The following is a 26,572-nucleotide window of genomic DNA, read 5'->3' on the forward strand; positions in this document are numbered from 1 at the left end:
ACAGCCATGGCTGAGGCTCAGAACATCCCGGTGGGCTCCACCACCGCCGGCTCGATCGCGGTGGCCGCCGAGTCGACCGTCGCCACCCGTATGAGTGCGCCCCCGTCCTTCGACGTGGCGGACTTCCCGGTCCCGCACGGCCGCGAGGAGGAGTGGCGGTTCACGCCGCTGGAGCGCCTCGCCGGTCTGCACGACGGCACCGCCGTCGCGACCGGCACGGGGATCAAGGTCGACATCGACGCCCCCGAAGGCGTCACCGTCGAGACGGTAGGCCGCGACGACGCGCGGCTCGGCAAGGCGGGCACCCCGGTGGACCGGGTCGCCGCCCAGGCGTACTCGTCCTTCGAGCAGGCCACGGTCGTGACCGTGCCGAAGGAGACGCAGCTCGCCGAGCCGATCCGCATCGCGGTGCACGGCGAGGGCGGCACGGCCTTCGGCCACCAGGTCGTCGAGCTCGGCGCCTTCGCGGAGGCGGTCGTGGTCATCGACCACACCGGCGACGCCGTGCTCGCGGCGAACGTCGACTACGTCCTGGGCGACGGGGCCAAGCTGACCGTCGTCCTGGTCCAGGACTGGGACGACAAGGCCGTCCACATCGCCCAGCACAACGCGCTGGTCGGCCGGGACGCCTCCTTCAAGTCGGTCGTGGTCACCTTCGGCGGCGACGTCGTGCGGCTCCACCCGCGGGTCTCCTACGCCGGCACCGGCGGTGAGGCCGAGCTCTTCGGTCTGTACTTCACCGACAAGGGCCAGCACCAGGAGCACCGCCTCCTCGTCGACCACAACAAGCCGCACTGCAAGTCCAACGCCGTCTACAAGGGCGCGCTGCAGGGCGACGACGCGCACGCGGTGTGGATCGGCGACGTGCTCATCCGCGCCGTCGCCGAGGGCACCGACACCTACGAGATGAACCGCAACCTGGTCCTCACGGACGGTGCGCGGGTCGACTCGGTGCCGAACCTCGAGATCGAGACCGGCGAGATCGCCGGCGCCGGTCACGCGTCGGCCACCGGCCGCTTCGACGACGAGCAGCTGTTCTACCTGATGGCCCGCGGCATCCCGGAGGCCGAGGCCCGGCGCCTGGTCGTCCGAGGCTTCTTCGCCGAGCTGGTCCAGCAGATCGGTCTGCCGGACGTCGAGGAGCGCCTGCTCGCCAAGATCGACGCCGAGCTGGAGGCGTCGGTACTGGAGGCGTCCGCCTGATGGCCTTCGTCAAAGCCTGTGCGCTGAGCGAGCTGGAGGAGGACACCCCCAAGCGGGTGGAACTCGACGGCACGCCGGTGTCCGTGGTGCGGACGGAGGGTGAGGTGTTCGCCATCCACGACATCTGCTCGCACGCCAACGTCTCCCTCTCGGAGGGCGAGGTGGAGGACTGCCAGATCGAGTGCTGGTTGCACGGCAGCGCCTTCGACCTCCGTACCGGCAAGCCGTCGGGCCTTCCCGCGACGCGCCCCGTCCCCGTATACCCCGTCAAGATCGAAGGGGACGATGTGCTCGTCTCCGTCACCCAGGAGTCCTGAGTCACCCATGGCAACGCTTGAAATCCGCGACCTGCACGTTTCCGTCGAGGCCGACAACGCCACGAAGGAGATCCTCAAGGGCGTCGACCTGACCGTGAAGCAGGGCGAGACCCACGCCATCATGGGCCCCAACGGCTCCGGCAAGTCGACCCTCGCCTACTCGCTGGCAGGCCACCCCAAGTACACGATCACCAGCGGCACCGTCACCCTGGACGGCGAGGACGTCCTGGAGATGAGCGTCGACGAGCGCGCCCGCGCCGGCGTCTTCCTCGCCATGCAGTACCCGGTCGAGATCCCCGGCGTCTCGGTCTCCAACTTCCTGCGCACCTCCGCCACCGCCATCCGCGGCGAGGCCCCCAAGCTGCGTACCTGGGTGAAGGAGGTCAAGGAGGCCATGGAGCGCCTCAACATGGACCCCGCCTTCGCCGAGCGCAACGTCAACGAGGGCTTCTCCGGCGGTGAGAAGAAGCGCCACGAGATCCTCCAGCTCGAGCTGCTCAAGCCGAAGATCGCGGTCCTCGACGAGACCGACTCCGGCCTGGACGTCGACGCGCTGCGGATCGTCTCCGAGGGCGTCAACCGCGTCCGCGAGAGCGGCGAGGTCGGCACCCTGCTGATCACGCACTACACGCGCATCCTGCGCTACATCAAGCCCGACCACGTGCACGTCTTCGCGAACGGCCGCATCGTCGAGTCGGGCGGCCCCGAGCTCGCCGACAAGCTGGAGAACGAGGGCTACGAGGCATACACCACCAAGGGAGGCGTCACCGCGTGATCACACTGCCGGGCCTCCTGGACACAGAGGCGATCCGTAAGGACTTCCCGATCCTCGATCGGGTGCTCCACGACGGCAAGAAGCTCGTCTACCTGGACAACGCGGCGACCTCCCAGACGCCGCGCCAGGTGATCGACGTACTCAGCGAGTACTACGAGCAGCACAACGCCAACGTCCACCGCGGCGTGCACGTGCTCGCCGAGGAGGCCACGGCGCTGTACGAGGGCGCCCGCGACAAGGTCGCCGCCTTCATCAACGCGCCGAGCCGTGACGAGGTGATCTTCACCAAGAACGCCTCGGAGTCGCTCAACCTCGTCGCCAACATGCTGGGCTGGGCCGACGAGCCCTACCGCGTGGACAGCGACACCGAGGTCGTCATCACGGAGATGGAGCACCACTCCAACATCGTCCCGTGGCAGCTGCTGTCGCAGCGCACGGGCGCGAAGCTGAAGTGGTTCGGCCTCACCGACGACGGCAGGCTCGACCTGTCGAACATCGAAGAGGTCATCACCGAGAAGACGAAGATCGTCTCCTTCACGCTGGTCTCCAACATCATGGGCACGGTCAACCCGGTCGAGGCGATCGTCCGCCGGGCGCAGGACGTCGGCGCGCTGGTGCTGATCGACGCCTCGCAGGCCGCTCCGCACATGGTGCTGGACGTGCAGGCGCTGCAGGCCGACTTCGTGGCCTTCACCGGCCACAAGATGTGCGGCCCGACCGGTATCGGTGTGCTGTGGGGCCGGCAGGAGCTCCTGGAGGACCTGCCGCCGTTCCTGGGCGGCGGCGAGATGATCGAGACCGTCTCGATGCACTCGTCCACCTACGCTCCCGCGCCGCACAAGTTCGAGGCGGGTACGCCCCCGATCGCCCAGGCCGTCGGTCTCGGCGCGGCCGTGGACTACCTGAGCTCGATCGGCATGGACAAGATCGCCCAGCATGAGCACGCGCTCACCGAGTACGCGGTGAAGCGGCTGCTGGAGGTCCCCGACCTGCGGATCATCGGCCCCGCGACGGCCGAGGACCGCGGTGCGGCGATCTCCTTCACGCTCGGTGACATCCACCCGCACGACGTGGGCCAGGTCCTCGACGAGCAGGGCATCGCGGTGCGCGTGGGCCACCACTGCGCGCGCCCCGTCTGCCTTCGGTACGGAATTCCTGCGACCACGCGGGCGTCGTTCTATCTGTACTCCACGCCGGCAGAGGTCGATGCTCTGGTCGACGGCCTGGAGCACGTCCGTAACTTCTTCGGGTAGAGGCGGCGACTTGTGAAGCTGGATTCGATGTACCAGGACGTCATCCTGGACCACTACAAGCACCCCCACGGGCGGGGCTTGCGGGACGGCGACGCCGAGGTGCACCACGTCAACCCGACGTGCGGCGACGAGATCACCCTCCGTGTGAAGTACGACGGATCGCGTATCGAGGACGTGTCCTACGAGGGCCAGGGCTGTTCCATCAGCCAGGCCAGCGCCTCCGTCCTGAACGAACTTCTGGTCGGCAAGGAGCTCGCGGAGGCGCAGAAGATCCAGGGCACCTTCCTGGAGCTGATGCAGTCCAAGGGGCAGATCGAGCCGGACGACGCGATGGAGGAGGTGCTGGAGGACGCGGTCGCGTTCGCCGGCGTCTCCAAGTACCCCGCCCGTGTGAAATGCGCGCTGCTGAGCTGGATGGCGTGGAAGGACGCGACGGCCCAGGCGATGGGCGAAGACCGCGACAAGGCTGCGAGGAAGACCGCATGAGCGAGAACGAGACGACTCTCACGAAGCCGGCGTCCGAGGAGGAGGTCCGCGAGGCGCTGTACGACGTCGTCGACCCCGAGCTGGGCATCGACGTCGTCAACCTCGGCCTCATCTACGGCATCCACATCGACGACTCCAACGTCGCGACGCTGGACATGACGCTGACCTCGGCGGCCTGTCCGCTGACCGACGTGATCGAGGACCAGGCGAAGGCCGCGACCGACGGCATCGTCAACGAGCTGAAGATCAACTGGGTCTGGATGCCGCCGTGGGGCCCCGACAAGATCACGGACGACGGCCGGGAGCAGCTCCGAGCGCTCGGGTTCAACGTCTGACGCCTCCGGCAACGGACTGCGACGGCCATGCCCGCCAGGCACACTGGCGGGCATGGCCGTTTCTCTGTACCAGATCGCGATCGACTGCCAGGACGCCCCGAAACTCGCCCGCTTCTGGGCGGAGGTGCTCGACTGGCAGATCCTCTACGAGGACCCGGAAGAGATCGTCATCGGCGCCGGGCCGAGCGCGCTGCCCGGCATGGTGTTCCTCACCGTGCCGGAGCGCAAGGCCGCGAAGAACCGGCTCCACCTCGACCTGAGCCCCGACGACCGGGACGCCGAGGTGGAGCGGATCATCGGTCTGGGCGCCCGCAAGGTCGACGTCGGGCAGGGCGAGGACGCCACCTGGGTCGTCCTGGCCGACCCCGAGGACAACGAGTTCTGTGTGCTGAGGCCGAAGAAGACGCTGCTCGACTAGGCCCTGTCCGGGCCTAGTACGCGGCAGGGGGCGCCGTGGCCGCCTCCGCGAGGGACGGGGCGAGGTTCTCGGTGCGGATGCGCCGGTCGACGTAGAGCAGGCTCACCACCAGCTGCGGGAACGCGGCCGTGAGGGCCTGCCCGATCAGCACGGTGACGAGGAAGAAGACCATCGAGGTGATGACGACGGTCAGAGCGGCACCACTCGTCGACACGTCCTCCGTGAAGCCCGGGCCGAGGAGGTTGAGGAACGAGAACGGCAGCTGGATCACGTAGGCCGCCACCGCCGCCATGCCGTAGGCCAGCAGCGATATCCCGAAGATCCGCCACCAGTCGCCGCGGACCAGCCGGGAGGAGCGGGTCAGCGCCGCGACGGCTCCCTGCCCCTCGAAGACGGCGGCGGCCGGCGCGAGGGAGAACTTCACCCAGAGCCATACCGCCAGGGGGCCCGTGGCCAGCGCACCGAGGAAGCCGATCAGGATCAGCCAGCCGAAACCACCGGCGTCCGAGGACAGCGTGATGAGGGTGATGACGGTGGCCACGAAGGCCGTCCCGATCAGCACCATGGGGACCGCCACGATCAGCGAGGTGAGCAGGACGGCGCCGAGCACCGACCAGACCCGTCGCATGCTGCGGCGCCACACCCGGCCGAACGTCGAGGGGTGGCCCAGCACCGCGTCCTGGAGGACTGCGGGGCAGCTCGCGTAGACGAGTGCGTTGGCGACGAGCACCACGAAGAGACCGAAGAGGTAGACCGCTCCGAAGGTGAAGACGACGGGTGCGACGTCGTCCCAGCCGGGCGCGGCATCGGCGTCCAGCACATGCTCGAGCGTGTTCGCGTGCGCCGAGTAGGCGATGCCGATCGCCGCGGCGATGGCCGCGAGCGCCAGACCGTAGGCGGCGAACGCCACGCCGAGCAGCTGCTTCCAGTGCCGGCCGATCGTCGCGAACGCCCCGCCCAGGATGTCGCCGAGACCGAGCGGGCGGAGCGGTACGACGCCCGGCTTGGGCGGCGGCGGCATCCAGCCGCCCCAGCCGGGAGGCCCGGACGGGCCGGCCGGTCCTGGGTACGGCGGCGTGCTTCCGTATGACATCGGTCGTCCCCCCGAATGTTCTGCGTCCATCTGTACGTGTCCTGCCGGCCGGGGCGTCGCCGCGGCCCGGTCGGCACACCGTAGCGCCCGGCAACTGAGACCGGTTGGCCCGGGTGCCACCAGGGCGGTTAGGTTTTCTGTCATGACCGACACGTCTTCCGCACCCCGTACCACCGGCGCCGTCGCCGCCGGCCTCGCCACCGTCACCGACGACGGCGTTGTTCTCGACACCTGGTTCCCCGCCCCCGAGCTCGTCGCCGAACCCGGTCCGGCCGGTACCGAGCGGCTGACCGCGGAGCGGGCCGTGGAGCTCCTCGGCGCCCCCGCCGCGAAGGCCGTCGGCCCCGACGCGCGACGCGGTGTCGAGGTCGTCGCCGTGCGCACCGTCATCGCCTCGCTCGACGACAAGCCGCTGGACGCCCACGACGCCTATCTGCGTCTGCACCTTCTCTCCCACCGGCTCGTGAAGCCGCACGGACAGAGCCTGGAGGGCCTCTTCGGCCTCCTCGCCAACGTCGCGTGGACCAGCCTCGGGCCCGTCGCCGTCGACCAGGTCGAGACCGTGCGGCTGAACGCCCGCGCCGAGGGCCTGCACCTCCAGGTCACCTCGATCGACAAGTTCCCGCGGATGACGGACTACGTCGCACCCAAGGGCGTGCGCATCGCCGACGCGGACCGGGTCCGTCTCGGCGCGCACCTCGCCGAGGGCACCACCGTGATGCACGAGGGCTTCGTCAACTTCAACGCCGGCACCCTCGGCACCTCGATGGTCGAGGGCCGCATCTCCGCCGGCGTCGTCGTCGGCGACGGCTCGGACATCGGCGGCGGCGCCTCCACCATGGGCACGCTGTCCGGCGGCGGCAACGTGATCATCGCCATCGGCGAGCGCTGCCTCATCGGCGCGGAGGCGGGCGTCGGTATCGCGCTCGGCGACGAGTGCGTCGTCGAGGCCGGCCTGTACGTCACGGCCGGCACCCGCGTCACCATGCCCGACGGGCAGATCGTCAAGGCCCGTGAGCTGTCCGGCGCGAGCAACATCCTCTTCCGCCGCAACTCGGTCACCGGCACCGTGGAGGCCCGCCCGAACAACGCGGTCTGGGGCGGCCTCAACGACGTGCTGCACAGCCACAACTGAGCGGTGGTTCCTCGCTCTCGATCGTGTGACTCCGCGTAACTTCGGCCCGCGCAGGCCGATAAGCAGTCCGGATACGCGGAGCCACCCGACCGATCTGCCTGAACGGGCAAGGCGAGGAACCGACATGAAGACCAAGCTGACCACCCTCGGCCTGTGTGCCCTGTTCGCGGCACTGTCCGCGCACGGGGCCGCACACGCCGACGAGACGCACACCGACGCGCACAACGGCCACCGGGTCTCCCTGATCTCGACAGGGCAGATCGACGACCCTCTCGAGGACGTGCTGGAGCACGCCGCGATTCTCGGCAGCACCTACGTCCGCGACTGAGGGACCCCGTCGAGCCGCCGGCCGGTCAGCTCCTCGTACGCCGCCAGCAGCCCGTCGACCGCCCCGCGTGCGGCGGGCTGCAGTGGTTCGCGGACCGGCCCGGCGGGCAGGCCGAGCGCGCCGAGCAGTGCCTTCGCGGTCACCGTGCCCGGCAGGCCGGACGCCATCATCAACTCGACGAGCGGCAGCGTGGCCTGGTGCAGCGCCGTGGCGGCCGCGTTGTCACCGGCGTCGTAGGCGTCCAGGACGGCCCGCAGCTGCGGGGCCGCGACATTGGCCACCGTGGAGACGAACCCCGCGCCGCCCACCGCGTACAGCGGCAGATTGAGCTCCTCGCTCCCCGAGTAGTACGCGAGGCCGCCGCCCGCGATGACCTTCGAGCTGCCGAGCAGGTCGTAGGCGCAGTCCTTGACGGCCACGATCCGCGGATGTTCCGCGAGCCGCAGCATCGTGTCCGGCTCGACGCGGGTGCCCGTGCGGCCGGGGATGTCGTACAGCATCAGCGGGATGCCCACGGCGTCGGCCACCCTCCGGAAGTGCGCGGCCACGGCCTCCTGCGGGGGGCGGCTGTAGTACGGAGTCACCACGAGCAGCCCGGCCGCGCCCGCCGCCTCCGCGGCCCGCGCCAGCTCGACGGTGTGCCGGGTGTCGGGGGTGCCGACGCCCGCGACGACGACGGCCCGGTCGCCGACCGCCTGGACGACCGCCCGCACGAGCGCCGCCTTCTCGTCGTCGGAAGTGGTCGGTGACTCACCGGTCGTGCCGGACAGCACCAGGCCGTCGCAGCCGGCATCGACCAGGCCGGCGGCCAGCCTCTGCGCCCCGTCGGGATCGAGGGCACCGTCGGCGGTGAAGGGCGTGACCATGGCGCACAGGGCGCGGCCGAAGGGGGGAGAGGAGGTCATGCGAGCAGTCTGCGGCGGCCCGGGGCCCGGCTCCAGCGAAATCTGCTTCCGGTAACCGTGAAGCAGCGCTTCAGGGTCGGAAGGGCCTGGCATGATCGGCGGGGGGACGGGGCGGCCCACGGGAGGGGACGGGATGTCGAGGACGATCGGACGGGCGGCGGGCGTGGTGGCCGCTGTGACGGCCGCCGGAGTGCTGGCCGGCTGCGGCGTGACGAGCGACGCCGGTGGGTCCGGGGACCGGGACCACAGGGTGAAGGCCGACCGGCTGGATCCCTCCGCGTTCCCGCGGTACGGCGCGCCTTCTCCGGCGGTGGTCCCTTCGGTGGCGCCCACCCCGGCCACGTGCCCCCGCTCGGGGGCCGTGGTGACCACGGGCGTCGTCGACACGGCCATGGGCCGGCGGGCCACCGTCGTCGAGCTGACCAACTGCGGCACCCGGCCCTACGACGTCGACGGCTACCCCCGGATCGGCGCCCTCGACGCGGACCGTGAGGCGCTGGAGCTGACCATCACCCACGATCACCCGTACACCGACGCCGGCCGGGATCAGGGGCCGAAGCCGCTGACGCTCCTGCCGGGGCAGAGCGTGAAGTCGGTCCTCAACTGGAACAACCGGGTGACCTCCTTCGACCCGGTCACCGAAGGCGCCTACCTGGTGGTGACACCGAAGGAGGGCGAGAGGCCGCAGACGCTGCCGTTCCGCCTGGACATCGGTACGTCCGGGGAACTGGACGTCACCGCGTGGGCGCGGGACCTGCTCGGCTGAGCCGCAGGTCCCGCGCGTCACACGCGCCTACGGGCGGAAGCGCAGCACCTGCGGGTCGTGGTCGCTGTTCTGGTCCGAGAACTCCGCGTTGATGTGCACGCTGTCGTAGCTGAAGTCGCGGATCGACGGGCTCGTGAGGATCTGGTCCAGCACCTGGCTGTTGCCCTGGTACACGTACGAGTAACGCTCCGACCGGGGAAGGGACTTGATCGCCGGGTAGAGGGCGCCGCCGTCCGTCAGGGCCTTGGTCGTCTGCGAGAACTCGAAGTCGTTGATGTCGCCCAGCACGACGACGTCCGCCTTGTGGTCGGCGTCGAGGACGTCCTTGACGAAGGCGTTCACGGCCTGAGCCTGCTTCAGCCGCTGCACCTCGGAGGAACGGTTCGGCGGCTGGTGGTGCGAGACCAGCGACTCGTCGCCGCCCTTCGAACCGAAGTGGTTGGCGACCACGAAGACCGTACGGCCCCGGAAGGTGAACTCGCCCGCCAGCGGCTTGCGGCTGTCGTCCCAGGCGTCGTTCGCCGGGTCGATACGGCCCGGGGACAAGGTCAGCGCGGCCCGGCCCTGCTCCCGTACGACCCCGGTCGCGGTCGTCGCGTCGCCGCCCGCGCGGTCGGTGAAGGAGACACGCTCCGGGTTGAAGAGGAACACCTGGCGGATGTTGCCGCCCGGCTGGCCGCCGTCCTCGTTGTTCACCGGGTCGACGGAGCGCCACTCGTACGCGGGACCGCCGGCCGCGACGATCGCGTCCGTGAACTTCTTGACCGTCTGGGCGGCCGACACGGTGCCGTCGTTCGTGGCGCCGCTGTCGTCCTGGATCTCCTCCAGAGCGAGGATGTCGGGCGAGGCCAGGTTCTCCACGACGGCCCTCGCCAGCGCGTCGAACTTCTCCTGCGGGTCGGACGGGTCCAGGTTCTCCACGTTGTACGTGGCCACGGCCAGTTCACCGTTGCGCTGCTGACGGGTCCGCTCACGCGTCAGACCGCGGTCCTCGACCGTGCCGAGGGTGCGGGCGGTCAGCGTGTAGCCGCCGTACTGGTTGAAGTCCAGCGGGCCCTCCGTGGTGCCCGCGAGCACGTCGCCCACGTTCGCCTTCGGGAAGGGCTGCTGCGCCAGCGGGATCAGCGACTGGATCTGAAGACGGCCGGTGTTCTGCGACTCGTAGGAGCCGTAGACCGTGCCGCCGCGCCGGTTGTCGTTCTCCCACGGCTTCACCGTCACCCACAGCTCGGCATGCGGATCGGTCGCACCGACCACACGCGAAGTGCCGACGCGGATGTTCGTGCCCTCCAGCGACTCGTAGTAGTCCAGGGCGTACGTACGCGGGGCCAGGGTCAGGCCGTTGATGCTGCCGTCCGCCGCCGGGTCGCCCTGCGGGGCGTACTCCGAGGGCACCGACCAGGCGGAGACGGTCACGGGAGCGGGCACCTCGTTGCCGGAGGACACCACGGTGACGGTCGGCTTCGATATCTCCGTCAGCGACTGGTTGCCGGACGACGCGCCCCCGGGGACGTACTCCGTGACCGTGCCGGAGACGGTGACCCGGTCGCCCACCGCGACCTTCGGCGCCGAGCCGGTGAAGACGAAGACGCCCTCGCTGGTCGCCGCGTCACCGTCGGCCTCAGGGTCCTGGAACCAGAAACCCCGCGAGCCGTAGGTCCGTACACCCGTGACGATGCCCGGCACATCGGCGACCTGCTTCCCCTCCAGCGGGGACATGCGGGTGTTGCCCTGGATGTCGTGGATACGCACCTGTGCGGCACCGGCCGTGGTGTCGTCGGCGGCGTTCGCGGATCCGGCGAGCAGACCGGCGGCCAGCGCGGCGGCCACGACGGTCGCCACGGCGGTAGTTCTCGGTACGACGGAGGAAGGCATCAAGGTTCTCCGGAGGTGAGGGATGAGGGGTGCACGGGGCCCCATAGGGCCCGGGCAGGTTCTACGCGCGTCAATCTCTTGGCTGAACAGGCCACTTGTCAAGGGTCGGCCGGTGTACTGAGACCTAAGTCCACATGAACCCGCGCCTCGGCGAAGGCGCGGCCGGCGGACCGGCCGACGGGATCCGGCGGGCGCGGCGAAACCGCACGAAATACGTCTACGCTGGGGGCCGTCCAGTCGCCCACAAGGCCGCCCGGAACCGGTACGCCGTGGAGGAGACCCACCAGATGCCCCAAGACCGTCCCACCCTGCCGCCGGTACGGCTGAACTCGGACGCGCAGCTGGCGCGGGACGCGCTCGCCACCCCGCTGCTCTCCCGGGCCGTCAGGCTCGCCCGCTGGGCGGGCCCGCAGACCCGGGTCGGCGTCGGCGGCGAACTCGTCGACGAGCAACTGCCCGCGGCGGCGGAGGCGCTGGGACTGGACGGCGGGGACGAGGACGGCCGGGCCTGCGCGAGCGAGGCGTGGCGCGTCGCCGTCGACACGGGCCTCGTGGACGCCGAGGACCCCGCCGACGACTCCGACACCGCGGGCGCCGCCGCAGGGGCCAACCTCGCACTCGTCACCGGCGGTTCACCGCAGGACGTCCTCGGCCTGTGGCTCGACGCCCTGGACGTCGTCTTCGCCGACGCCATCGCGCCCGTCCTCGACGACATCTCCGCGGTCGTCGGCGACGACGGGGAGATCGACCTCGAAGCGCTCGACTGGGACCCCGAAGGCGAAGCCGCGTTCCTCGAAGGGGTCCTCGGCAACCTCTACCTGCTCACCGTCTCCGACAGGGCCGCCGAGGAGGAACCCGTCCCGCTGCCCGTGCTCGCCGCGTCGATGATCGTCCCCGACGACATGGGAGAACCGACCGACGACGTCCTGGAACAGGTCTCGGAGGCGATGATGCGCCTCGACGACCAGTTCCGCGTACTCGAGCCGGTCGGGCTCGTCCGGTACCGGCCCGTGGACGAGGCGTTGATGGTCGAGGAGAACGCCGCGGAAGGACCCGGGCCGCTCGTCGACGACGAGGACGTCACCCGCTACGGCATGGTCCGGCTCACCCCCCTCGGCCTCTACGGCATCAGGGCCCGCCTGCTGGAGGCCGGAGTCGAGGCACCCGCGGTCGGCGACCTCGCCGACAAGGGCGCGGACGTACTGCTCGACGGGCTCGCCCGGTACCCCGAGCTCGCCGCCAGGGCGGAGACCGAGCAGTGGCTCGCCCGGCGCGCCCCCGCCGACGCCGCGCGCGAACTCCTCACCGCCGCGCGCGGCGACGACCAGGGCGCGCCGCTGCGCCGCCTCCACTGCCAGCAGGCACTCACCCTGGTCGGGCGGCAGGCCGAGCCCGCGGTGCGCGACGTGCTCGACGACCCCCGACTCGGCGGCCTCGCCCGCGTCTGGCTCGCCGAACACGGGGCGCCGGACGTGCCGGCGCCGCCGGAGTCCATGATCTTCTGGCTGGCGATCGACACGATCGCCGCGCAGCTCGCGGCGGGCGGTGAGGCCGCGGAGCTCCAGGACCTGGTCGAGGAGCTGGTCGGCCGCCACACAGGGTTCTTCGACGCGGCGTGGCGGGTGGAGCACCCGGCGACGGCGGACGTGCTGGAGGCGATGGGGAGGCTGCACCGGGACAAGGCGACGGCGAAAGAGGCGCGGAAGGCGGCCTTCAAGTCCCGCTCGGCCCACTGACGTTCGCGGCCATAGGGCACGTGCCGGCCCGGTCCGTGAGCGTGACGCCCTCGAGGGCGCGTCGGGCGTGACGTCTCCGGGCGCGGCCGGGCCTGGTGGGGCGCCCTTGGGGGGCACCTCGTCCGGTGGCGCTGACGTCCCCGGGGGCGCTTCGGGCGTTGCCCGGCCCGGGGGAGACGGCCTTGGGTGTGGCCGGGTCCGGGGGCGACGGCCTTGGGTGGGCCGGGTCCGGGGCGGGACGCCCCCACGCGACCACGGGGTGTCGTGCAACGTTCAAGCGCCGTTCGTGGGCGCACGCGAGGGTGTGGCCCGGATCAGCCGGCCGAATGCGCCTCTCAGGAGAATCGATGCCGCTCACTCGCAGGGAATTCACCAAGCAGTCCGCTCTCACCGCCGCGGGCGTGGCCCTCACCGGTGCCGTCGGGGCGCTCGCCACCGCCCCCGGCGCACTCGCGGAGGACACAGAGCGCCATGGGAACGAGGCTCCGGGCTACGGGCCGCTGATCCCGGACCGCGCCGGCATGCTCGCGTTGCCCGCCGGGTTCACGTACCGCGTTCTGACACGCAGTGGTGTCACCCAGCTGGAGACGGGCGAGTTCACGCCCGGCAAGCACGACGGAACCGCGACGTTCGAGGGACCGCGCGGTGTGACGCTGCTCGTCGTCAACCACGAGCTCAAGGGAGAGCGGGCCAAGGTCGCGCACCCCGTACCGCTCACCGAGGGTCTGGTCTACGACCCGGCCGCGCCCGGCGGCTGCACCGTCGTGGAGAGCCACCGCAGCGGCGAGGTCGCCCAGTGGGTCGGCATCGCGGGCACGGTGCAGAACTGCGCCGGCGGGACGACGCCGTGGGGCACCTGGCTGACCTGCGAGGAGACCGAGGACAAGGCGGGCAGGAACGGCCTGACCAAGGACCACGGCTACGTCTTCGAGGTCGATCCGTACGACCGCCGCGCCAACCGTGACCCCCGGCCCGTCAAGGCGCTCGGCCGGTACGCCCACGAGGCCGTCGTGGTGGACCCGAAGCGCGGTCACCTGTACCTCACGGAGGACGCCGACACCCCGAACGGCCTGCTCTACCGCTGGGTGCCGCCGCACGGTTTCAAGCACGGCCGCGGCCGGCTGGGCACGCTCGCCGACGACGCGGGCGTGCTCCAGGCCGCCAAGTGCTTCGACTCCGGCGGCCGGTTCGTCGACGACCTGGCCCGCGCCACGAGGATCGGCACGGTGTACGGCGTGGACTGGGCGGAGGTCCCGGACCGTGACGCGCGGGCGGTCTCGGTGCGCAGGCAGTTCGGCGACGGCGAGGTCACCCGGGGCCGCAAGCTCGAGGGCATGTGGTGGGGCGACGGCGGCGTCTACATCGTCTCGTCGTACGCCCGGGAGGAGAGCCCCGAGCAGCACGACGGCCAGGTCTGGTTCTACGACCCGCGCCGGCGGACCCTGACGCTGAAGGTGCTGCTCGGTGTGAACCCCGACCCGTCCAAGGACGGCGCCTACGACGGCCCGGACAACATCACCGTCTCCCCGTACGGCGGGCTGATCATCGCCGAGGACGGGGAGGGTGTGCAGCACCTGATCGGCGCCACGGACGGCGGCCGTACGTATCCGATCGCCCGTAACGAGTTCAACGTCGGCACCGACGACGACCCGGACTACAGCGAGTTCGCCGGTGTCGTCTTCTCGCCCGACGGCCGGACGCTGTACGCCAGCATCCAGACGCCGGGCATCATGTTCGCGATCACCGGCCCCTGGAAGCGCCAGGGCGGCCGCCACTGAGGCTTCCGCGGCTCCGGCGGCGGTGAATCGGCACACTTTCCGCGGCCCCGCAGACGGCGCTTTCCCCAGGGTTTCGCTGATCGAACGGGGTCCGGCGGCGGGCCCGTCCCGGAAGTGACAGCGCTCGGGCGTGGCGTGGCGGGGTGCCGGGGGCGCATACTGAACGTAATGACAAAGTCAGCCGGTTCCCGGCGCCACCTGCCGTCCAGCCCCTTCAACCGTCCGTCCCTGGAAGAGCCGCCGATCGAATGCTTTGAAGCGGGCGACAGGGTGTCCCACGATCAGTTCGGTCTCGGAAGAGTCCTCGCCGTGGAAGGTGACAACGCCGCTGTGCTCGTCGACTTCTCCGGCCGCCAGGGCCGCATCCTCAGTCCGTTCTCCAAACTGGCCAAACTCTGAGCACGCTTTTCAGCTTTTTCCCCGCCGGGGGTGTCCGCCGCACAGCGACGGGCACCCCCGGCGGACTTTTCAGAGCGCCTGCGCGGCGGGCTTGACCATGCCCCGCACGGTGCGCGACTTCACGAAGTCGCCCATGGCGGTCATCTCCCACTCGCCGGAGAACTGCTTGATCAGCTTGGCCATCATCACGCCCGTCTGCGGCTCCGCGGTGGTCAGGTCGAAGCGGACGAGCTCCTCCCCGGTCGTGGCGTCCATCAGCCGGCAGTAGGCCTTGGCCACCTCGGTGAACTTCTGGCCGGAGAAGGAGTTGACCGTGAAGACGAGGCCGGTCGCGTCGGCGGGAAGCCGGCCGAGGTCCACGACGATGACCTCGTCGTCGCCCGCGCCCTCACCGGTGAGATTGTCGCCGGAGTGCTTGATCGAGCCGCTCAGGATGGAGAGCTTGCCGAAGTAGCAGCTGTCCAGGTGGTTGCGGTTCGGGCCGTAGGCGATGACGGAGGCGTCGAGGTCGATGTCCTTGCCGCGGAACGCAGGCTCCCAGCCGAGGCCCATCTTGACCTGGGAGAGCAGCGGACGGCCGCCCTTGACCAGGGACACCGTCTGGTTCTTCTGCAGGCTGACCCGGCCCTTGTCCAGGTTGATCTTGCCGCTGGGGGCGGCGGGCGCGGCCGGCGGGGCGGCGGGCGGAGGCGGGGTCGCGGCGACGCGCGGGTCGGCGGGCGGGGCCGCGGTGACGGGCGGGGCGGTCACCTGAGGGGCGGCCGGGGCGGCCGCGGGCTCCTCGTCGACCGAGACGCCGAAGTCCGTGGCGATGCCCGCCAGGCCGTTCGCGTAACCCTGGCCGACCGCGCGGGCCTTCCAGACGCCGCCGCGCAGATAGATCTCGACGACCACCAGCGCGGTCTCCGCGCCGAGCTGCGGCGGGGTGAAGGTGGCGAGGGCGCTGCCGTCGTCGGCGTTGCGGATGGTGGCGGTGGGCTCGACGCCCTGGAAGGTCTGGCCCGCCGCGTCCGGGCTCGCCGTGACGACGATCTTCTCGATGCCGGGCGGTACGGCCGCGGTGTCGACCACGATCGCGTCGGGCGCGGTGCCGCCGCCGGAGCGGTAGCTCACGCCCGGGCCCTGGGGCTGGTTGTAGAAGATGAAGTCGTCGTCGGAGCGCACCTTGCCGTCGGCGGTGAGCAGCAGGCCCGATACGTCGAGCCGCACCGGAGCGGCGACGTCCACCGCCACGCGCGCGGCGGTCAGGGGGATGTTCGAGCCGGGGGTCATAGCTGTCATGACTGGGGTAACGAGCGAGTCCGCTTTACCGTTCCCTTACCGTTGTCACCCGTTACGGGGATGATTTCTGGCCACGCGCTCATTGCCGAACTTGTACGCGCCCGTCCACCGCGCCATGACGAGTTGCGCGTCCCCCGAGCCCACCTCCGCCAGGAACTTCTCCGCGCGCGGGCCGCGCAGGGTCCCCGCCGCGCGGCCGCGATGACTGATGGTGACCGTACCGTCACCGAGCTGTGTGTACGTGAATCCGAAGGGTCTCGCCATGGGCGCCATCGTGGCGGAACCCGGTCCGAGCGGCATGCGGTTTTTCCCCGGGCGTCAGTAGGGCCACTGCGGCGGGTCGGTCGTGAAGTGGCCGCCCAGGTGCGCGTGGTCCGGGTTGTCCGGGTCCAGTTCCCCGTATTCGGCGACGAGCTTCTCCGCGTACTGCTCCGAGTCGTCCTGCGGTTCGTAGCCGAGCGCCCGGGCGCTGGTCAGGTCCCACCACAGGCGGGTGTTCGCGGAGGAGCCGTGGACGATGGTGTGACCGACGTTCTCGGCGGTGAGGGCCGCGTGGAAGAGGCGGGCGCCGTCGCCGGGGCTCATCCAGACGGAGAGCATCCGTACGGACGTCGGTTCCATGAAGCATGAACCGATGCGCACGGACACGGTCTCCAGGCCGTGCCGGTCCCAGTACAGCTGGGCCAGGTCCTCTCCGAAGCACTTGGACAGGCCGTAGAAGGTGTCGGGGCGGTGGCGGGTCTCGACCGGGATCAGCGCCTCGGGAGGGAAGGGGGCGTCGCCCTCGGGGCGCGGGACGAAGCCGACCGCGTGGTTGCTGGAGGCGAAGACGATCCGCTTCACCCCTTCCTCCCGTGCGGCCTCGTAGAGGTTGTACGTGCCCTCGATGTTGGCCCGGAGGATCTTGTCGAACGACGCTTCGAGGGAGATGCCCGCGAGGTGGACGACCGCGTCGACGCCCCGTACGGCCTCACGCACGGCTGCCTTGTCGGCGAGGTCGGCGGTGATCGCGTCCGGCTCGCCCTCGATGGGGGTGACGTCGAAGAGGCGGAGCTCGTAGCCGTACGCGGGCAGCAGGCCGCGCATCAGGGTGCCGAGTCCGCCGGCTGCGCCGGTGAGCAGGACGGTACGGGCAGCGGGCATGGGCGGATCTCCTTGAGTGCGCTCAAGTGTATGGATGATATTCACATGCGTGGACACGCTAAGGAGTGACCCCGGCAGCGTCAAGTGTCGCGCGGGGCGGGCGATTCTGTGCCTGGAATGCAGGTTTCCGTCTTGACCGGTGCGAGGGGGCTGCCATAGCGTGGATCGCGTTCAGAAATATGGACGTCGATCAGAATTGTGCACGGGCTCGGAGCCCGGAGCACGGCCCAGGGAGCGCCCGTGACCTCAGATCCGCTCGCAGCCCGGCTCACCCGGGTCAAGGGACCGTTGTTCTTCCCCGTCACCGCGTACGGACCGGACGGCGACCTCGACCTCGAAGCATTCCGCGCGCATGTGAGAAAGGGCGTCGACGCCGGCGCGGCCGCCGTCTTCGCCTGCTGCGGGACGGGGGAGTTCCACGCCCTGACGCCCGAGGAGTTCCGCGATTGCGTCGTGGTGGCCGTCGAGGAGACGGCCGGGCAGGTGCCCGTCCTCGCGGGAGCCGGCTACGGCACCGCCCTCGCCGAGCGGTACGCGAAGATCGCCGAGGAGGCGGGCGCGGACGGACTGCTCGCCATGCCGCCCTACCTCGTCGTCGCCGACCAGGCGGGCCTCCTGAACCACTACACCCGGCTCGCCGCCGCCACCTCGCTCGACGTCATCGTCTACCAGCGTGACAACGCGATCTTCTCGCCCCGCACCGTGGTCGAACTGGCCGGCGTCGAGAAGATCATCGGGCTCAAGGACGGCCACGGCGACCTGGACCTCATGCAGCGGATCGTCAGCGCCGTACGCCGTGAACTCCCGGAACGCGACTTCCTCTACTTCAACGGACTGCCCACAGCCGAGCTCACCGGGCCGGCCTACCGCGGCATCGGCATCACCCTGTACTCCTCAGCCGTCTTCGCCTTCGCCCCCGACATCGCACTCGCCTTCTACCGGGCCCTCGACGGCGGCGACGACAAGACGGTCGACCGTCTCCTCGACGGCTTCTTCGTACCGCTCGTGGAACTGCGCAACGAGGGCCGCGGATACGCCGTGTCCCTCGTCAAGGCGGGCGTACGGCTCGAAGGTCTGGACGTCGGCCAGGTACGGCCGCCGCTGACCGAGCCGGCGGACCGGCACGTCAAGGCGCTCGCGGCGCTGATCGAACAGGGCAGGGCGCTGCTGGAGGACGGCGAATGAAGGCCTCCGCGTTCCTGTACCCGTGGGACGTCGTGGGAGACCCGGACGCCGCCGTCCGCATCGCGGACCTCGGCGTCCGGCAGGTCACCCTCGCCTCCGCCTACCACTCCACGCGCGCCCTGACGCCGCGTCACCCGGCCCACCGGATCGTCACCGCCGAACACGCCGCCGTGTACTACCCGCCGGACGAAGGCCGCTGGGCGGGGCACGGCCTCAGGCCGTACACGGCGGGGGAGTGGGCGCCGGGCGACGCCTACGGCGAGGCGGCCGCCGCGCTGGCGGACGCCGGCCTCGACGTCCACACCTGGGTCGTCCTCGCCCACAACTCCCGTACGGGGGCAGAACATCCGCGGACCTCGGTCGTCAACGCCTACGGTGACCGCTACCCCTGGGCGCCCTGCATCGCGCAACCCGAGGTGCGGGAGTACCTCGTGTCGCTCGCGGCGGAGGCCGCCGTCCGCCCCGGCGCCGACGGCACGGAACTGGAGTCCTGCGGCTGGTACGGGGTGTCCCACCTGCACGCCCACGACAAGATCGCGGGCGTCGCCCTGGACGACCCGGCGCAGTACCTGATGTCCCTCTGCTTCTGCACGGCCTGCCGGGACGGCTACCAGGGCCTGGGCGTGGACCCCGGCCGGCTCGCGGAGTCGGTGCGCGACGCGCTGGAACCGCTGTGGCGGGGCGGGGCGGCACAGTCACTGGACGCGGAAGTGGCCCTGCCCGTACTGGAGTTCCGTACCCGCACGGCCCGGACGCTCCAGGAGGACGCCGTCGCGGCGGTGCGGGCGGCGGCCCCGGCGGGCTTCCAGGTCCTGCTGCACGCCGACCCGGTGGCGCACCATTGCGGCGCCAACGCCGGAGTGGACCCGGCGCACATCCTGGGAGTCGCCGACGGCGTGGTCGTGCCGTGCACCGGCGGGCCGCGGCTGCTGGGCCCGTTCGCGGAACACGCGACGGACCGTAGCGTGCTCGCCGCGAACTTCACCGTCGTGACGGGTATGGGGGGCGCGCCCACCACGCTGGCCGCGGACGCGAAGCAGGCGGTGGACCTCGGCGCGACCGAACTCCGCCTCTACCACGCGGGCCTGGCGTCCGACGCGGACCTGGCGGCGGTCCGTTCGGCGCTGTCTTAGGGGGCCGGCGCGGACAGTGGTTCACTGCGGGGCACCGAGCGGGAGCGGGTCCTGCCGCGGGGCCCCGCGGCCGCGTTCGAAACGCAGCGCCAGACCGGTGGCCACCGCGCCGAGCCCTTCCCACAGGCCCACACCGAGGAAGCCGGAAGGGGCGCGGCCGCCGACCACCGCCAGGGTGAAGACGGTGCACGTCAGCAGCCGGAACGGGACCGTCCAACGGAAGAAGGGCTTCCAGTCGGCGAGGGACGCCAGAACGTAGTAGACGCCCATATTGACCGCGGCCATCGAGGAGGCGGTGACAAAGACCGGAGTGTGGTCCCCGTCCGCGCGTCGGGAGCCGGGTACGGGGTCGAAGCCCATGGTGGCGAGCAGAGCATCAGGGGCGATGAGACCGAGGACACCGAGCACGGCCGCGAGGACGCCGAAGACCGCCATGGTCCAGCCGGAAGGGGAGCGGGGCAGGAAGCGCACACGATTCTCCAGGGCACCGAACGGATGCAGAAGGCCCCTGCATACCGCGCTCCCCGCCCCGCCGCCCAGAGTTCTTCACCGGCCGGTCCGGCGCCGCTTCCTCACTTCAGTGCCGCCTCCATCATCTTCCGCGCCACCGGCGCCGCCAGCCCGTTGCCGCTGACCTCGGAACGCTCCGCGCCCGAGTCCTCGATGAGCACGGCCACGGCGACGGCCTTACCGGTGTCCGGATCCTTGGCGTACGAGGTGAACCAGGCGTACGGCGTCTTGCTGTTGTTCTCGCCGTGCTGTGCCGTGCCGGTCTTGCCGCCGACCTCGAGTCCCGGGATCCGCGCGTTGGAGCCCGTGCCGTGCTCGACCACCGTCACCATCGCGCTGCGCAGTTGCTCCGCCGTCCCGGCCGACATGATCCGCTGTGAGGCGCCGTCCTCGAAGGACTCGAGGGTGTCGCCGTCCGCGTCCACCACCTTGGAGACCATATGAGGTGACGCCATGACCCCGTCGTTGGCGATGGCCGCGGACACCAGCGACATCTGCAGCGGAGTCGCCGTCACATCGAACTGGCCGATGCCGGTCAGCGCGGTCGACGACGCGTTCATCCCGGACGGGTACACGCTCGCAGAGGCCCGTACCGGCACATCCTGCTTCTCGTCGTTGAAGCCGAACTTCTCCGCCGTCGCCCGCACCTTGTCCTGTCCCAGGTCGACGGCCATCTTGCCGAAGACGTTGTTGCACGAGTACCGCAGCGCGGTCCGGATCGTGGCGTTCTCGCAGGGTGCGGACGGGTTCTCGTTCTCGAGGTCCGTGACCGTGCCGGGCAGCCGGTAGGGGTCCGGGCTGTCGGTCCGCTCGTCGACGGACGCGTACAGGCCGTCCTCCAGCGCGGCCGCCGCGACGACCAGCTTGAACGTCGAACCCGGCGGCAGCGGCTGCCGCAGCGCCCGGTTGACCAGCGGCTTGTCCTCGTCGTCGAGCAGCTTCTGCCAGGCGTCGCCGTCCAGGGTGCCGCTGATCGTCGACGGGTCGTACGACGGGGTGCTGACCATGCCGAGGATCTCGCCGGTCTCCGGGTCCATCGCGACCGCGGCTCCCTTCGTGTCGCCGAGCGCCTCGAAGCCGGCCTTCTGCACCGCGGGGTCGATCGTCGTCACCACGTCACCGGGGTCCTGCTGCTTGCCCGTGAGCGTGTCCAGCGGGTTCTTCAGCTTGAGGTCGGTCCCGTCGAGGATGCCGGAGTAGATCCCCTCGAGCTGGGTCGCCCCGTACGCCTGCGAGCTGTAGCCGGTGACGGCCGAGTACAGCGCGCCGTCGGTGTAGGAGCGTTTGTACGCGAGATCGCCTCCTTGAGTGCGCTGCGAGCCCGTGACCGAGGAGCCGGCCACGATGATGTCGCCCAGCGGATGCGCGTACTGCGCGATGATCTTCCGCCGGTTCCGGTCGTTGTCCGTGAGGGCCGTCACCTCGTACGCCTGCACCCACGTCGCCCGCCCCAGAAGGGCGAGGACCAGCAGCAGACTGAAGACGGCGGCACGCCTGATCGTCTTGTTCATCCCGTACGAGGGACGAGCGGCGCGGCACGGTTCGTTCCGCTGCGTCCGTTTTCTCAGGACTTCCTCATCTGCGGCGGGGAAGACCGGCGCCGGTCAACGGGGCGAGATGAATCCCGACTCGTACGCCGCGATCACCGCCTGTGTACGGTCCCGTGCGCCGATCTTGCCCAGGACCGCCGCGACGTGGGTCTTCGTCGTCGCCGGGCCTACGCCCATCCGGCCGGCGATCTCCGCGTTCGTCAGCCCGGTGGCCATCAGCCGCAGCACCTCCGCCTCCCGTCCCGTCAGCCGAGCCGCCCACGGTGGAGCGGTCGCGGCCGGCCGGCGGCCGTACTCGGCGGCGAGCGAGCGCACGGCCGAGGGGAACAGCAGCGAGTCGCTGCGCGCGACCAGCCGGACCGCCTGGACCAGCTCCTCGGCCGCCGCCCGCTTCAGCAGGAACCCGGCCGCCCCGGCGCGCAGCGCGTCGTACACGTACGAATCGTTCTCGAACGTCGTCACGACGACGATCCGAGGCGGCTCGTCCATCGTGGACAGGATCTGCTCGGTGGCGCGGATGCCGTCGATCTCCGGCATCCGCACGTCCATCAGCACCACGTCGGGGCGCAGCTGCCGCACCACGGACACGGCCTCCGCGCCCGTCGCCGCCTCTCCGACGACCTCCAGGTCCGGTTCCGCGTCGAGGATCACGCGCAGCGCGGTGCGCACCATCCGCTCGTCGTCGGCGAGGGCGACCCGCACCGTGCTCATCGGCGGCCCGCCAGCGGCAGCCGGGCCGACAGCCGCCACACGCCGTCGTCCGGCCCGGCCGCCGCCTGCCCGCCGAGCAGCGCGGCGCGTTCGGCGACGCCGCGCAGCCCGCGGCCACCGCCGGGGCGTCGCACCGGGGCCCGGTCGGGCACGGGATTCTCCATCCTGATCTCCAACTCCTCGTCTCCTGCGGCGATCCACAGCGTCACCGGTGAAGCCCCGGCATGGCGAAGGGCGTTGCTCAGCCCCTCCTGGACGATCCGGTACGCCTCGCGGGAGACCGGCGCCGCCACGGCCGTGAGCGTGCCCTTCGTGTGCAGGGTGACGGCCACACCGCTGCGGGACAGCAGTCCCTCCAGGGCCGCCAGCGTGGGCCCGTCGAGCCGGCCGTCGCCGTCGCCGTCCTGGCGCAGCAGGCCGAGCACGGCGTCCAGCTCACCCACCGTGCGGCGGGTGGTCTCCTCGATCGCGGCCAGCGCTTCCCGGACGAACTCCACATCGGCGGCCCGGCCGCTTTCCAGCACCTTGCGGGCCGCTCCCGCCTGGAGGGTGACGGCGGACAGCGCGTGGCCCACGGAGTCGTGCAGTTCACGGGCGAGGCGGTTGCGCTCCGCCAGCTCGGTCGCCCGCCGCTCGGCCGCGGCCAGCCGGTCGGCGGGGGTCGGGCCGAGCAGCACCGGCGCCTGGCGGGCCAGCAGCGCCCCGGTGGCCGCGGACACGGCCGCGAGCGCCAGCAGCATCCCGGTTCCGGCGGCCACCAGCAGCACCGACCACCAGGCGTCGTGCGGCACCCCCAGGTAGTCCCGTACCCCCGGGAACACCGGGGAGAGGATCAGTCCGACGGCGAACGGCGGCAGCGCGAGGGACGCCCCGCTGATCAGCGCACCCACCCCGAGGTGCAGGGTGAACCAGCCCGCGGTGCGTACCCGGGCGGCCCGGGTACGTGCCTGCCCGTCCGCGAGCCGCTCGCCGGGAACGCCGCACAGCGTGCGGGCGACGACCACCGACAGCGGCCTGGCCATGGGGAACAGCCCGGCGACAGCGGTGAGCGGCAACGCCACGGCGTACGCGCCGAACTGGAGCGCCAGGGAGCCCGCGAAGAAGTTCGACGCGTCCGTCAGCGGACCCACGACCACCGTGCCCACCAGCCAGAACGGCATCAACAACGCGCCGCCGAGCACCAGATGGACCCAGCGCAGCCGGGCCCGGCGGCCGAACAGCGCCCGGCCGGCGGACCGCAGCACCCGGCCGGGTCGGGTCATGCGCCGCGCCTGCGCAGCAGGGAGGCGACGGCGCAGGTGAGCAGCAGACCCGAGATCATCTCCCCAGCGTAGGTGAGCATCAGCAGCGCCGGGGTCTGCTTTCCCTCGTCCGACTCGGGCATGAGCGCGCCGAGAATCATCCAGCCTGCCCAGGCGCCCAGCGCGCTCGACCCGACCCAGGCCGCGGCCAGCGGCCCGCGCACCGACAGGGCGGGGCGCAGCCGGAAGGCGAGCAGCAGCACACCGGCGACCGCCAGCACCGCGAAGCCGACGCGGACGCCCTCCAACAGGTAGAAGGCCGTGGTGCGTTGCAGCACGCGGTCGGCGGGGAGCGCGGTGGTCCCGCCGGCGGCCCACATCGCGTGCATGACCGCGGGGAACAGGGCGAGCAGCGAGCCGGCGACGGCGGTCCCCCGCATGAACGTGCCCGTCGCGCCGGTCGGCAGCTCCCACACCCGGCCGCGCCACAGGTGACCCCAGCGCTTCCCGGCGTACAGCACGAACAGCGTGCCCAGGGCCAGTCCTTGGAGGATGAAGCCGCCGTACACGACGCCGAACACCCAGTCGTGCAGGAAGGGCTCCTCGGCGGCCGGTGCCTCGCTGCCGCCGACGGCCGTGCCGATCAGCTGCACCGGGAACCCGACCATGATCGGCGCGAGCAGCCCGGTGGCGGCCCACATCGGCACCGCCAGCAGCCACGCGGGTACCCGCTGCCCCCACGGCCGGGTGAGCAGCAGCGCCAGCACCACGACGGACGCGTCCATCAGTACGGTGACGCTGTTGGCGACGGCCATCACCAGACGGTGGTCCAGGAGGGCGCTGCCCTCGGGGATGCCGACACGGCTGCCCGCGATCCAGGCGATCTTGAGCCCCAGGTACGGCAAGCAGGCCACGATCGCGACGGCACGCAGCGCGGCCGTGAGAGGGCGGTGTCGCAGTGAGAGGCCGGTCCCGGCCGAGGTCGTTGTCATGCCCCCAACGCTCCCGCGCCCGCCGGTCCTGCCACCTCCTGCTGCGTGACGATCCGTCTCCACCGCGCGGGGGAGCGGCGCCGCCGTGAGGGCTTGCCCGGCCGCGAGGGACGGGGGCTCACGCCAGTGTCAGGACCACCTCGTCCGTCTCCTCGCCCCGCGCGTTGGCGAACCCCCGGTCGTGGCCCGTCACCACGAACCCGCACTTGCGCAGCACCCGGAGCGAGCCCGCGTTGTCCGCCGCCGCACGCGCGTGCAGCGGACGGGCCGGTACGGCCTCCAGCAGCGCGCGCAGCGCCAGCGTGGCGATGCCGCGCCCCCAGCGCGCGCGGTCGATGACGTAGGTGACCTCCCGTTCCTCCGGCGGCCCGTACACGGCGGTGTGGCCGACGACCTCTCCGTCGGCGACGACCGTCCGTATCACCGCGTCCGACACCCTGATACGCGCCCAGTGGGCGTCGAACGCCGCCCGGTCCGTCGGGTCCTCGCTGGTGAAGGCGGCCATCCGGTTGGACTCAGGGTCACTCATGTGCCGGAAGAACACCGGGAGATCACTGTCCTGGACCTCACGCAGAACCACATCCACGGTCAGAGCCTCCGGGTCGCCAGGGTGAGCCGGTCGCGGGCGTCGAACAACGCGTCCTTGATCATCTGCTCGTGCGCCGGCGTGAGCCTCGCGACCGGCACCGAGCAGCTGATCGCGTCGCGCGCCGGAGTGCGGTACGGGATGGCGATGCCGAAGCAGCGCAGCCCGAGTGTGTTCTCCTCGCGGTCCACGGCGTAGCCCTGCTCGCGGATGAGGTGCAGCTCCTCGATGAGCTTCTCGCGGTCGGTGATGGTGTGCTCGGTCAGCGGTGCGAGGGTCTCCGGCAGCAACTTGCGCACCTGCTCGTCGCTGTAGGTCGCGAGCAGCGCCTTGCCGAGCGAGGTGGAGTGCGCGGGCAGCCGCCGCCCCACGCGCGTGAAGGGGCGCAGGTAGTGCTGGGACTGCCGGGTCGCGAGGTAGACGACGTTCGTGCCGTCGAGGCGGGCGAGGTGGATGGTCTCCGTGGTGTCGTCGGAGAGCCGGTCCAGGGTGGGCCTGGCGGCCGCCACGACCTCGTCGCCGTCGATGTACGACGTCCCGACCAGCAGGGCGCGCACCCCGATGCCGTACCGCGTGCCCGTCGCGTCCGTCTCCACCCAGCCGAGCTCCACGAGGGTGCGCAGCAGCATGTACAGGCTGGACTTGGGGTAACCGACGGCTTCCTGGACCGCGGCGAGCGAGTGCATGCCGGGCCGCCCGGCGAAGTATTCGAGCAACTCCACGGTCCGCACTGCGGACTTGACCTGTGCCCCACCGGAATCGGCAACTGACATTGCTGTACGCCCCTTCTTGACCGTGCGGAACGCCCGGAAATAGAGTCCCCAGCATATTCACCACCAGGAACGCTGTTCAGAATACCGAACAACTCCGGTGGGTGGCAGAGACCGGAAGGAAGCCGCCGTGGCAGCAGCACCAGTCTGGAGTGTCGACCCCCGTAGCGGGAAGCGGCGGGAGCGGGTCGGGGTGGAGGCGTCTGTGGGGGAGGTGGACGTTGTGGTGCGGGCCGCGTGGGAGGCGCGGGGTTCGTTGGCGGATCGTGGGGTGCGGGCGGGGTTCTTGCGGGGGGCGGCGGATCTGCTGGAGGAGTCGTCGGCTTCTTTGGTGGAGGTGGCGGACGGGGAGACGGCGCTGGGTGGGGTGCGGTTGCGGGGTGAGTTGGCGCGGACGTGTTTTCAGTTGCGGGCGTTCGCGGAGGTGGTGGAGGAGGGGTCGTTCCTGGGGGTGATCATTGATCATCCTGATGCGGGGGCGACGCCGCCGGTGCCGGATCTGCGGCGTTGGAAGGTGCCGTTGGGTGTGGTGGCGGTGTATGCGGCGTCGAATTTTCCGTTCGCGTTCTCGGTGGCGGGTGGGGACACGGCCAGTGCGTTGGCGGCGGGGTGTCCGGTGGTGGTGAAGGCGCATCCGGATCATCCGGGGTTGTCGGAGCGGGTGGCGG

At 71.1% G+C, this 26,572-nt stretch carries 29 protein-coding genes; 16 read left to right on the forward strand and 13 right to left on the reverse strand.

The genetic code is table 11. The features are described 5' to 3' along the window. The first annotated feature begins 6 nt into the window (after positions 1–6). From sufD to AB0K36_RS30710, 7 genes are read left to right on the forward strand one after another with little or no spacing between them, the layout of a single operon-like run. The gene (gene sufD / locus AB0K36_RS30680; protein WP_364600500.1) at positions 7–1,203 is read left to right on the forward strand and encodes a Fe-S cluster assembly protein SufD; all 1,197 of its coding nucleotides are present in this window, start codon (positions 7–9) and stop codon (positions 1,201–1,203) included. Further along, entirely contained in the window at positions 1,203–1,520 is a 318-nt protein-coding gene (locus AB0K36_RS30685) for a non-heme iron oxygenase ferredoxin subunit (RefSeq protein WP_005319006.1), read from the forward strand. The genes sufD and AB0K36_RS30685 overlap by 1 nt, the downstream gene beginning before the upstream one ends. A 7-nt stretch (positions 1,521–1,527) precedes the next feature. Further along, positions 1,528–2,295 (forward strand): Fe-S cluster assembly ATPase SufC, encoded by a 768-nt coding sequence (gene sufC / locus AB0K36_RS30690; protein WP_159693145.1) that lies wholly within the window; start codon positions 1,528–1,530, stop codon positions 2,293–2,295. After that, positions 2,292–3,548, forward strand: a complete 1,257-nt coding sequence (locus AB0K36_RS30695) for a cysteine desulfurase (RefSeq protein WP_159693147.1) — start codon at positions 2,292–2,294, stop codon at positions 3,546–3,548. The genes sufC and AB0K36_RS30695 overlap by 4 nt, the downstream gene beginning before the upstream one ends. 12 nt (positions 3,549–3,560) lie before the next feature. Beyond that, the gene (sufU, locus tag AB0K36_RS30700) at positions 3,561–4,034 is read left to right on the forward strand and encodes a Fe-S cluster assembly sulfur transfer protein SufU (RefSeq protein WP_005319012.1); all 474 of its coding nucleotides are present in this window, start codon (positions 3,561–3,563) and stop codon (positions 4,032–4,034) included. Further along, the gene (locus AB0K36_RS30705; RefSeq protein ID WP_005319013.1) at positions 4,031–4,369 is read left to right on the forward strand and encodes a metal-sulfur cluster assembly factor; all 339 of its coding nucleotides are present in this window, start codon (positions 4,031–4,033) and stop codon (positions 4,367–4,369) included. Before sufU ends, AB0K36_RS30705 begins: the two co-directional genes overlap by 4 nt. Before the next feature lie 52 nt (positions 4,370–4,421). Beyond that, positions 4,422–4,787, forward strand: coding sequence for a VOC family protein (locus AB0K36_RS30710; protein WP_364600504.1), 366 nt, complete (start codon positions 4,422–4,424; stop codon positions 4,785–4,787). Between the two features lie 13 nt (positions 4,788–4,800). Here the strand turns inward: AB0K36_RS30710 and AB0K36_RS30715 are convergent, their stop codons facing one another. Continuing rightward, positions 4,801–5,880 (reverse strand): DUF7847 domain-containing protein, encoded by a 1,080-nt coding sequence (locus AB0K36_RS30715; protein WP_364600506.1) that lies wholly within the window; start codon positions 5,878–5,880, stop codon positions 4,801–4,803. A gap of 142 nt (positions 5,881–6,022) precedes the next feature. On the opposite strand from AB0K36_RS30715, the gene dapD reads away from it, so the two are divergent. Both dapD and AB0K36_RS30725 read left to right on the forward strand, forming a co-directional pair. Further along, on the forward strand, positions 6,023–7,015 hold the full coding sequence (dapD, locus tag AB0K36_RS30720) for a 2,3,4,5-tetrahydropyridine-2,6-dicarboxylate N-succinyltransferase (protein WP_364600508.1): 993 nt from the start codon (positions 6,023–6,025) through the stop codon (positions 7,013–7,015). A 124-nt stretch (positions 7,016–7,139) separates the two neighbouring features. Then, positions 7,140–7,343: a hypothetical protein gene (locus AB0K36_RS30725; protein ID WP_364600510.1), complete on the forward strand. Its 204-nt coding sequence runs from the start codon at positions 7,140–7,142 to the stop codon at positions 7,341–7,343. Here AB0K36_RS30725 and dapA read toward each other — a convergent pair. After that, positions 7,328–8,248, reverse strand: coding sequence for a 4-hydroxy-tetrahydrodipicolinate synthase (dapA, locus tag AB0K36_RS30730; protein WP_364600512.1), 921 nt, complete (start codon positions 8,246–8,248; stop codon positions 7,328–7,330). The two genes, AB0K36_RS30725 and dapA, sit on opposite strands and share 16 nt — an antisense overlap. A gap of 133 nt (positions 8,249–8,381) precedes the next feature. Between dapA and AB0K36_RS30735 the strand changes: the two genes are divergently transcribed. After that, a complete protein-coding gene (locus tag AB0K36_RS30735) occupies positions 8,382–9,014 on the forward strand; it encodes a DUF4232 domain-containing protein (RefSeq protein ID WP_364600513.1) in 633 nt (210 codons plus the stop codon). Between the two features lie 27 nt (positions 9,015–9,041). On the opposite strand, the gene AB0K36_RS30740 is transcribed toward AB0K36_RS30735, so the two are convergent. Then, positions 9,042–10,889, reverse strand: coding sequence for a DUF8508 domain-containing protein (locus tag AB0K36_RS30740; protein ID WP_364600515.1), 1,848 nt, complete (start codon positions 10,887–10,889; stop codon positions 9,042–9,044). Positions 10,890–11,176: 287 nt separating this feature from the next. Between AB0K36_RS30740 and AB0K36_RS30745 the strand changes: the two genes are divergently transcribed. The 3 genes from AB0K36_RS30745 to AB0K36_RS30755 all read left to right on the forward strand — a co-directional run bounded on the left by AB0K36_RS30745 (position 11,177) and on the right by AB0K36_RS30755 (position 14,802). Continuing rightward, positions 11,177–12,625, forward strand: a complete 1,449-nt coding sequence (locus AB0K36_RS30745; protein ID WP_364600517.1) for a hypothetical protein — start codon at positions 11,177–11,179, stop codon at positions 12,623–12,625. Between the two features lie 347 nt (positions 12,626–12,972). Continuing rightward, on the forward strand, positions 12,973–14,403 hold the full coding sequence (locus tag AB0K36_RS30750) for an alkaline phosphatase PhoX (RefSeq protein WP_364600518.1): 1,431 nt from the start codon (positions 12,973–12,975) through the stop codon (positions 14,401–14,403). 168 nt (positions 14,404–14,571) lie between these two features. Further along, positions 14,572–14,802 carry a hypothetical protein gene (locus AB0K36_RS30755; protein ID WP_037775011.1) on the forward strand — a complete coding sequence of 77 codons (231 nt, stop codon included), beginning with the start codon at positions 14,572–14,574 and terminating at the stop codon, positions 14,800–14,802. Positions 14,803–14,871: 69 nt separating this feature from the next. Here the strand turns inward: AB0K36_RS30755 and AB0K36_RS30760 are convergent, their stop codons facing one another. Genes AB0K36_RS30760 through AB0K36_RS30770 form a run of 3 tightly spaced genes read right to left on the reverse strand, consistent with a single transcriptional unit; the run spans position 14,872 to position 17,226 of the window. Continuing rightward, positions 14,872–16,083, reverse strand: coding sequence for a TerD family protein (locus AB0K36_RS30760; protein ID WP_364600519.1), 1,212 nt, complete (start codon positions 16,081–16,083; stop codon positions 14,872–14,874). A gap of 45 nt (positions 16,084–16,128) precedes the next feature. Continuing rightward, positions 16,129–16,347 carry a hypothetical protein gene (locus tag AB0K36_RS30765; RefSeq protein ID WP_364600521.1) on the reverse strand — a complete coding sequence of 73 codons (219 nt, stop codon included), beginning with the start codon at positions 16,345–16,347 and terminating at the stop codon, positions 16,129–16,131. Between the two features lie 54 nt (positions 16,348–16,401). Then, entirely contained in the window at positions 16,402–17,226 is an 825-nt protein-coding gene (locus tag AB0K36_RS30770) for an NAD-dependent epimerase/dehydratase family protein (RefSeq protein ID WP_364600523.1), read from the reverse strand. A gap of 240 nt (positions 17,227–17,466) precedes the next feature. Here AB0K36_RS30770 and AB0K36_RS30775 point away from each other — a divergent pair, with 240 nt between their 5' ends. Continuing rightward, entirely contained in the window at positions 17,467–18,411 is a 945-nt protein-coding gene (locus AB0K36_RS30775) for a 5-dehydro-4-deoxyglucarate dehydratase (RefSeq protein ID WP_364600525.1), read from the forward strand. Further along, entirely contained in the window at positions 18,408–19,544 is a 1,137-nt protein-coding gene (locus tag AB0K36_RS30780; RefSeq protein WP_364600527.1) for a hypothetical protein, read from the forward strand. The genes AB0K36_RS30775 and AB0K36_RS30780 overlap by 4 nt, the downstream gene beginning before the upstream one ends. A 21-nt stretch (positions 19,545–19,565) precedes the next feature. On the opposite strand, the gene AB0K36_RS30785 is transcribed toward AB0K36_RS30780, so the two are convergent. The 7 genes from AB0K36_RS30785 to AB0K36_RS30815 form a co-directional block, all read right to left on the reverse strand. After that, positions 19,566–19,979 carry a hypothetical protein gene (locus tag AB0K36_RS30785; protein WP_364600539.1) on the reverse strand — a complete coding sequence of 138 codons (414 nt, stop codon included), beginning with the start codon at positions 19,977–19,979 and terminating at the stop codon, positions 19,566–19,568. 137 nt (positions 19,980–20,116) lie between these two features. Beyond that, the gene (locus AB0K36_RS30790; RefSeq protein WP_364600529.1) at positions 20,117–21,565 is read right to left on the reverse strand and encodes a peptidoglycan D,D-transpeptidase FtsI family protein; all 1,449 of its coding nucleotides are present in this window, start codon (positions 21,563–21,565) and stop codon (positions 20,117–20,119) included. 93 nt (positions 21,566–21,658) lie between these two features. Then, positions 21,659–22,315, reverse strand: a complete 657-nt coding sequence (locus AB0K36_RS30795) for a response regulator transcription factor (protein ID WP_189472366.1) — start codon at positions 22,313–22,315, stop codon at positions 21,659–21,661. Continuing rightward, the gene (locus tag AB0K36_RS30800) at positions 22,312–23,577 is read right to left on the reverse strand and encodes a sensor histidine kinase (protein ID WP_364600531.1); all 1,266 of its coding nucleotides are present in this window, start codon (positions 23,575–23,577) and stop codon (positions 22,312–22,314) included. The genes AB0K36_RS30795 and AB0K36_RS30800 overlap by 4 nt, the downstream gene beginning before the upstream one ends. Continuing rightward, positions 23,574–24,548 carry a hypothetical protein gene (locus AB0K36_RS30805; protein ID WP_364600533.1) on the reverse strand — a complete coding sequence of 325 codons (975 nt, stop codon included), beginning with the start codon at positions 24,546–24,548 and terminating at the stop codon, positions 23,574–23,576. Before AB0K36_RS30805 ends, AB0K36_RS30800 begins: the two co-directional genes overlap by 4 nt. A 118-nt stretch (positions 24,549–24,666) precedes the next feature. After that, positions 24,667–25,134: a GNAT family N-acetyltransferase gene (locus AB0K36_RS30810; RefSeq protein WP_364600535.1), complete on the reverse strand. Its 468-nt coding sequence runs from the start codon at positions 25,132–25,134 to the stop codon at positions 24,667–24,669. Positions 25,135–25,136: 2 nt separating this feature from the next. Next, the gene (locus AB0K36_RS30815) at positions 25,137–25,907 is read right to left on the reverse strand and encodes an IclR family transcriptional regulator (RefSeq protein WP_159693189.1); all 771 of its coding nucleotides are present in this window, start codon (positions 25,905–25,907) and stop codon (positions 25,137–25,139) included. A gap of 127 nt (positions 25,908–26,034) precedes the next feature. On the opposite strand from AB0K36_RS30815, the gene AB0K36_RS30820 reads away from it, so the two are divergent. After that, positions 26,035–26,572 (forward strand): aldehyde dehydrogenase family protein (locus tag AB0K36_RS30820; protein WP_364600537.1); only part of this gene is annotated, 538 nt, incomplete at its 3' end.

It is taken from the genome of Streptomyces kurssanovii (genome assembly GCF_040677245.1).
Taxonomy (GTDB): Bacteria; Actinomycetota; Actinomycetes; order Streptomycetales; family Streptomycetaceae; genus Streptomyces; species Streptomyces kurssanovii.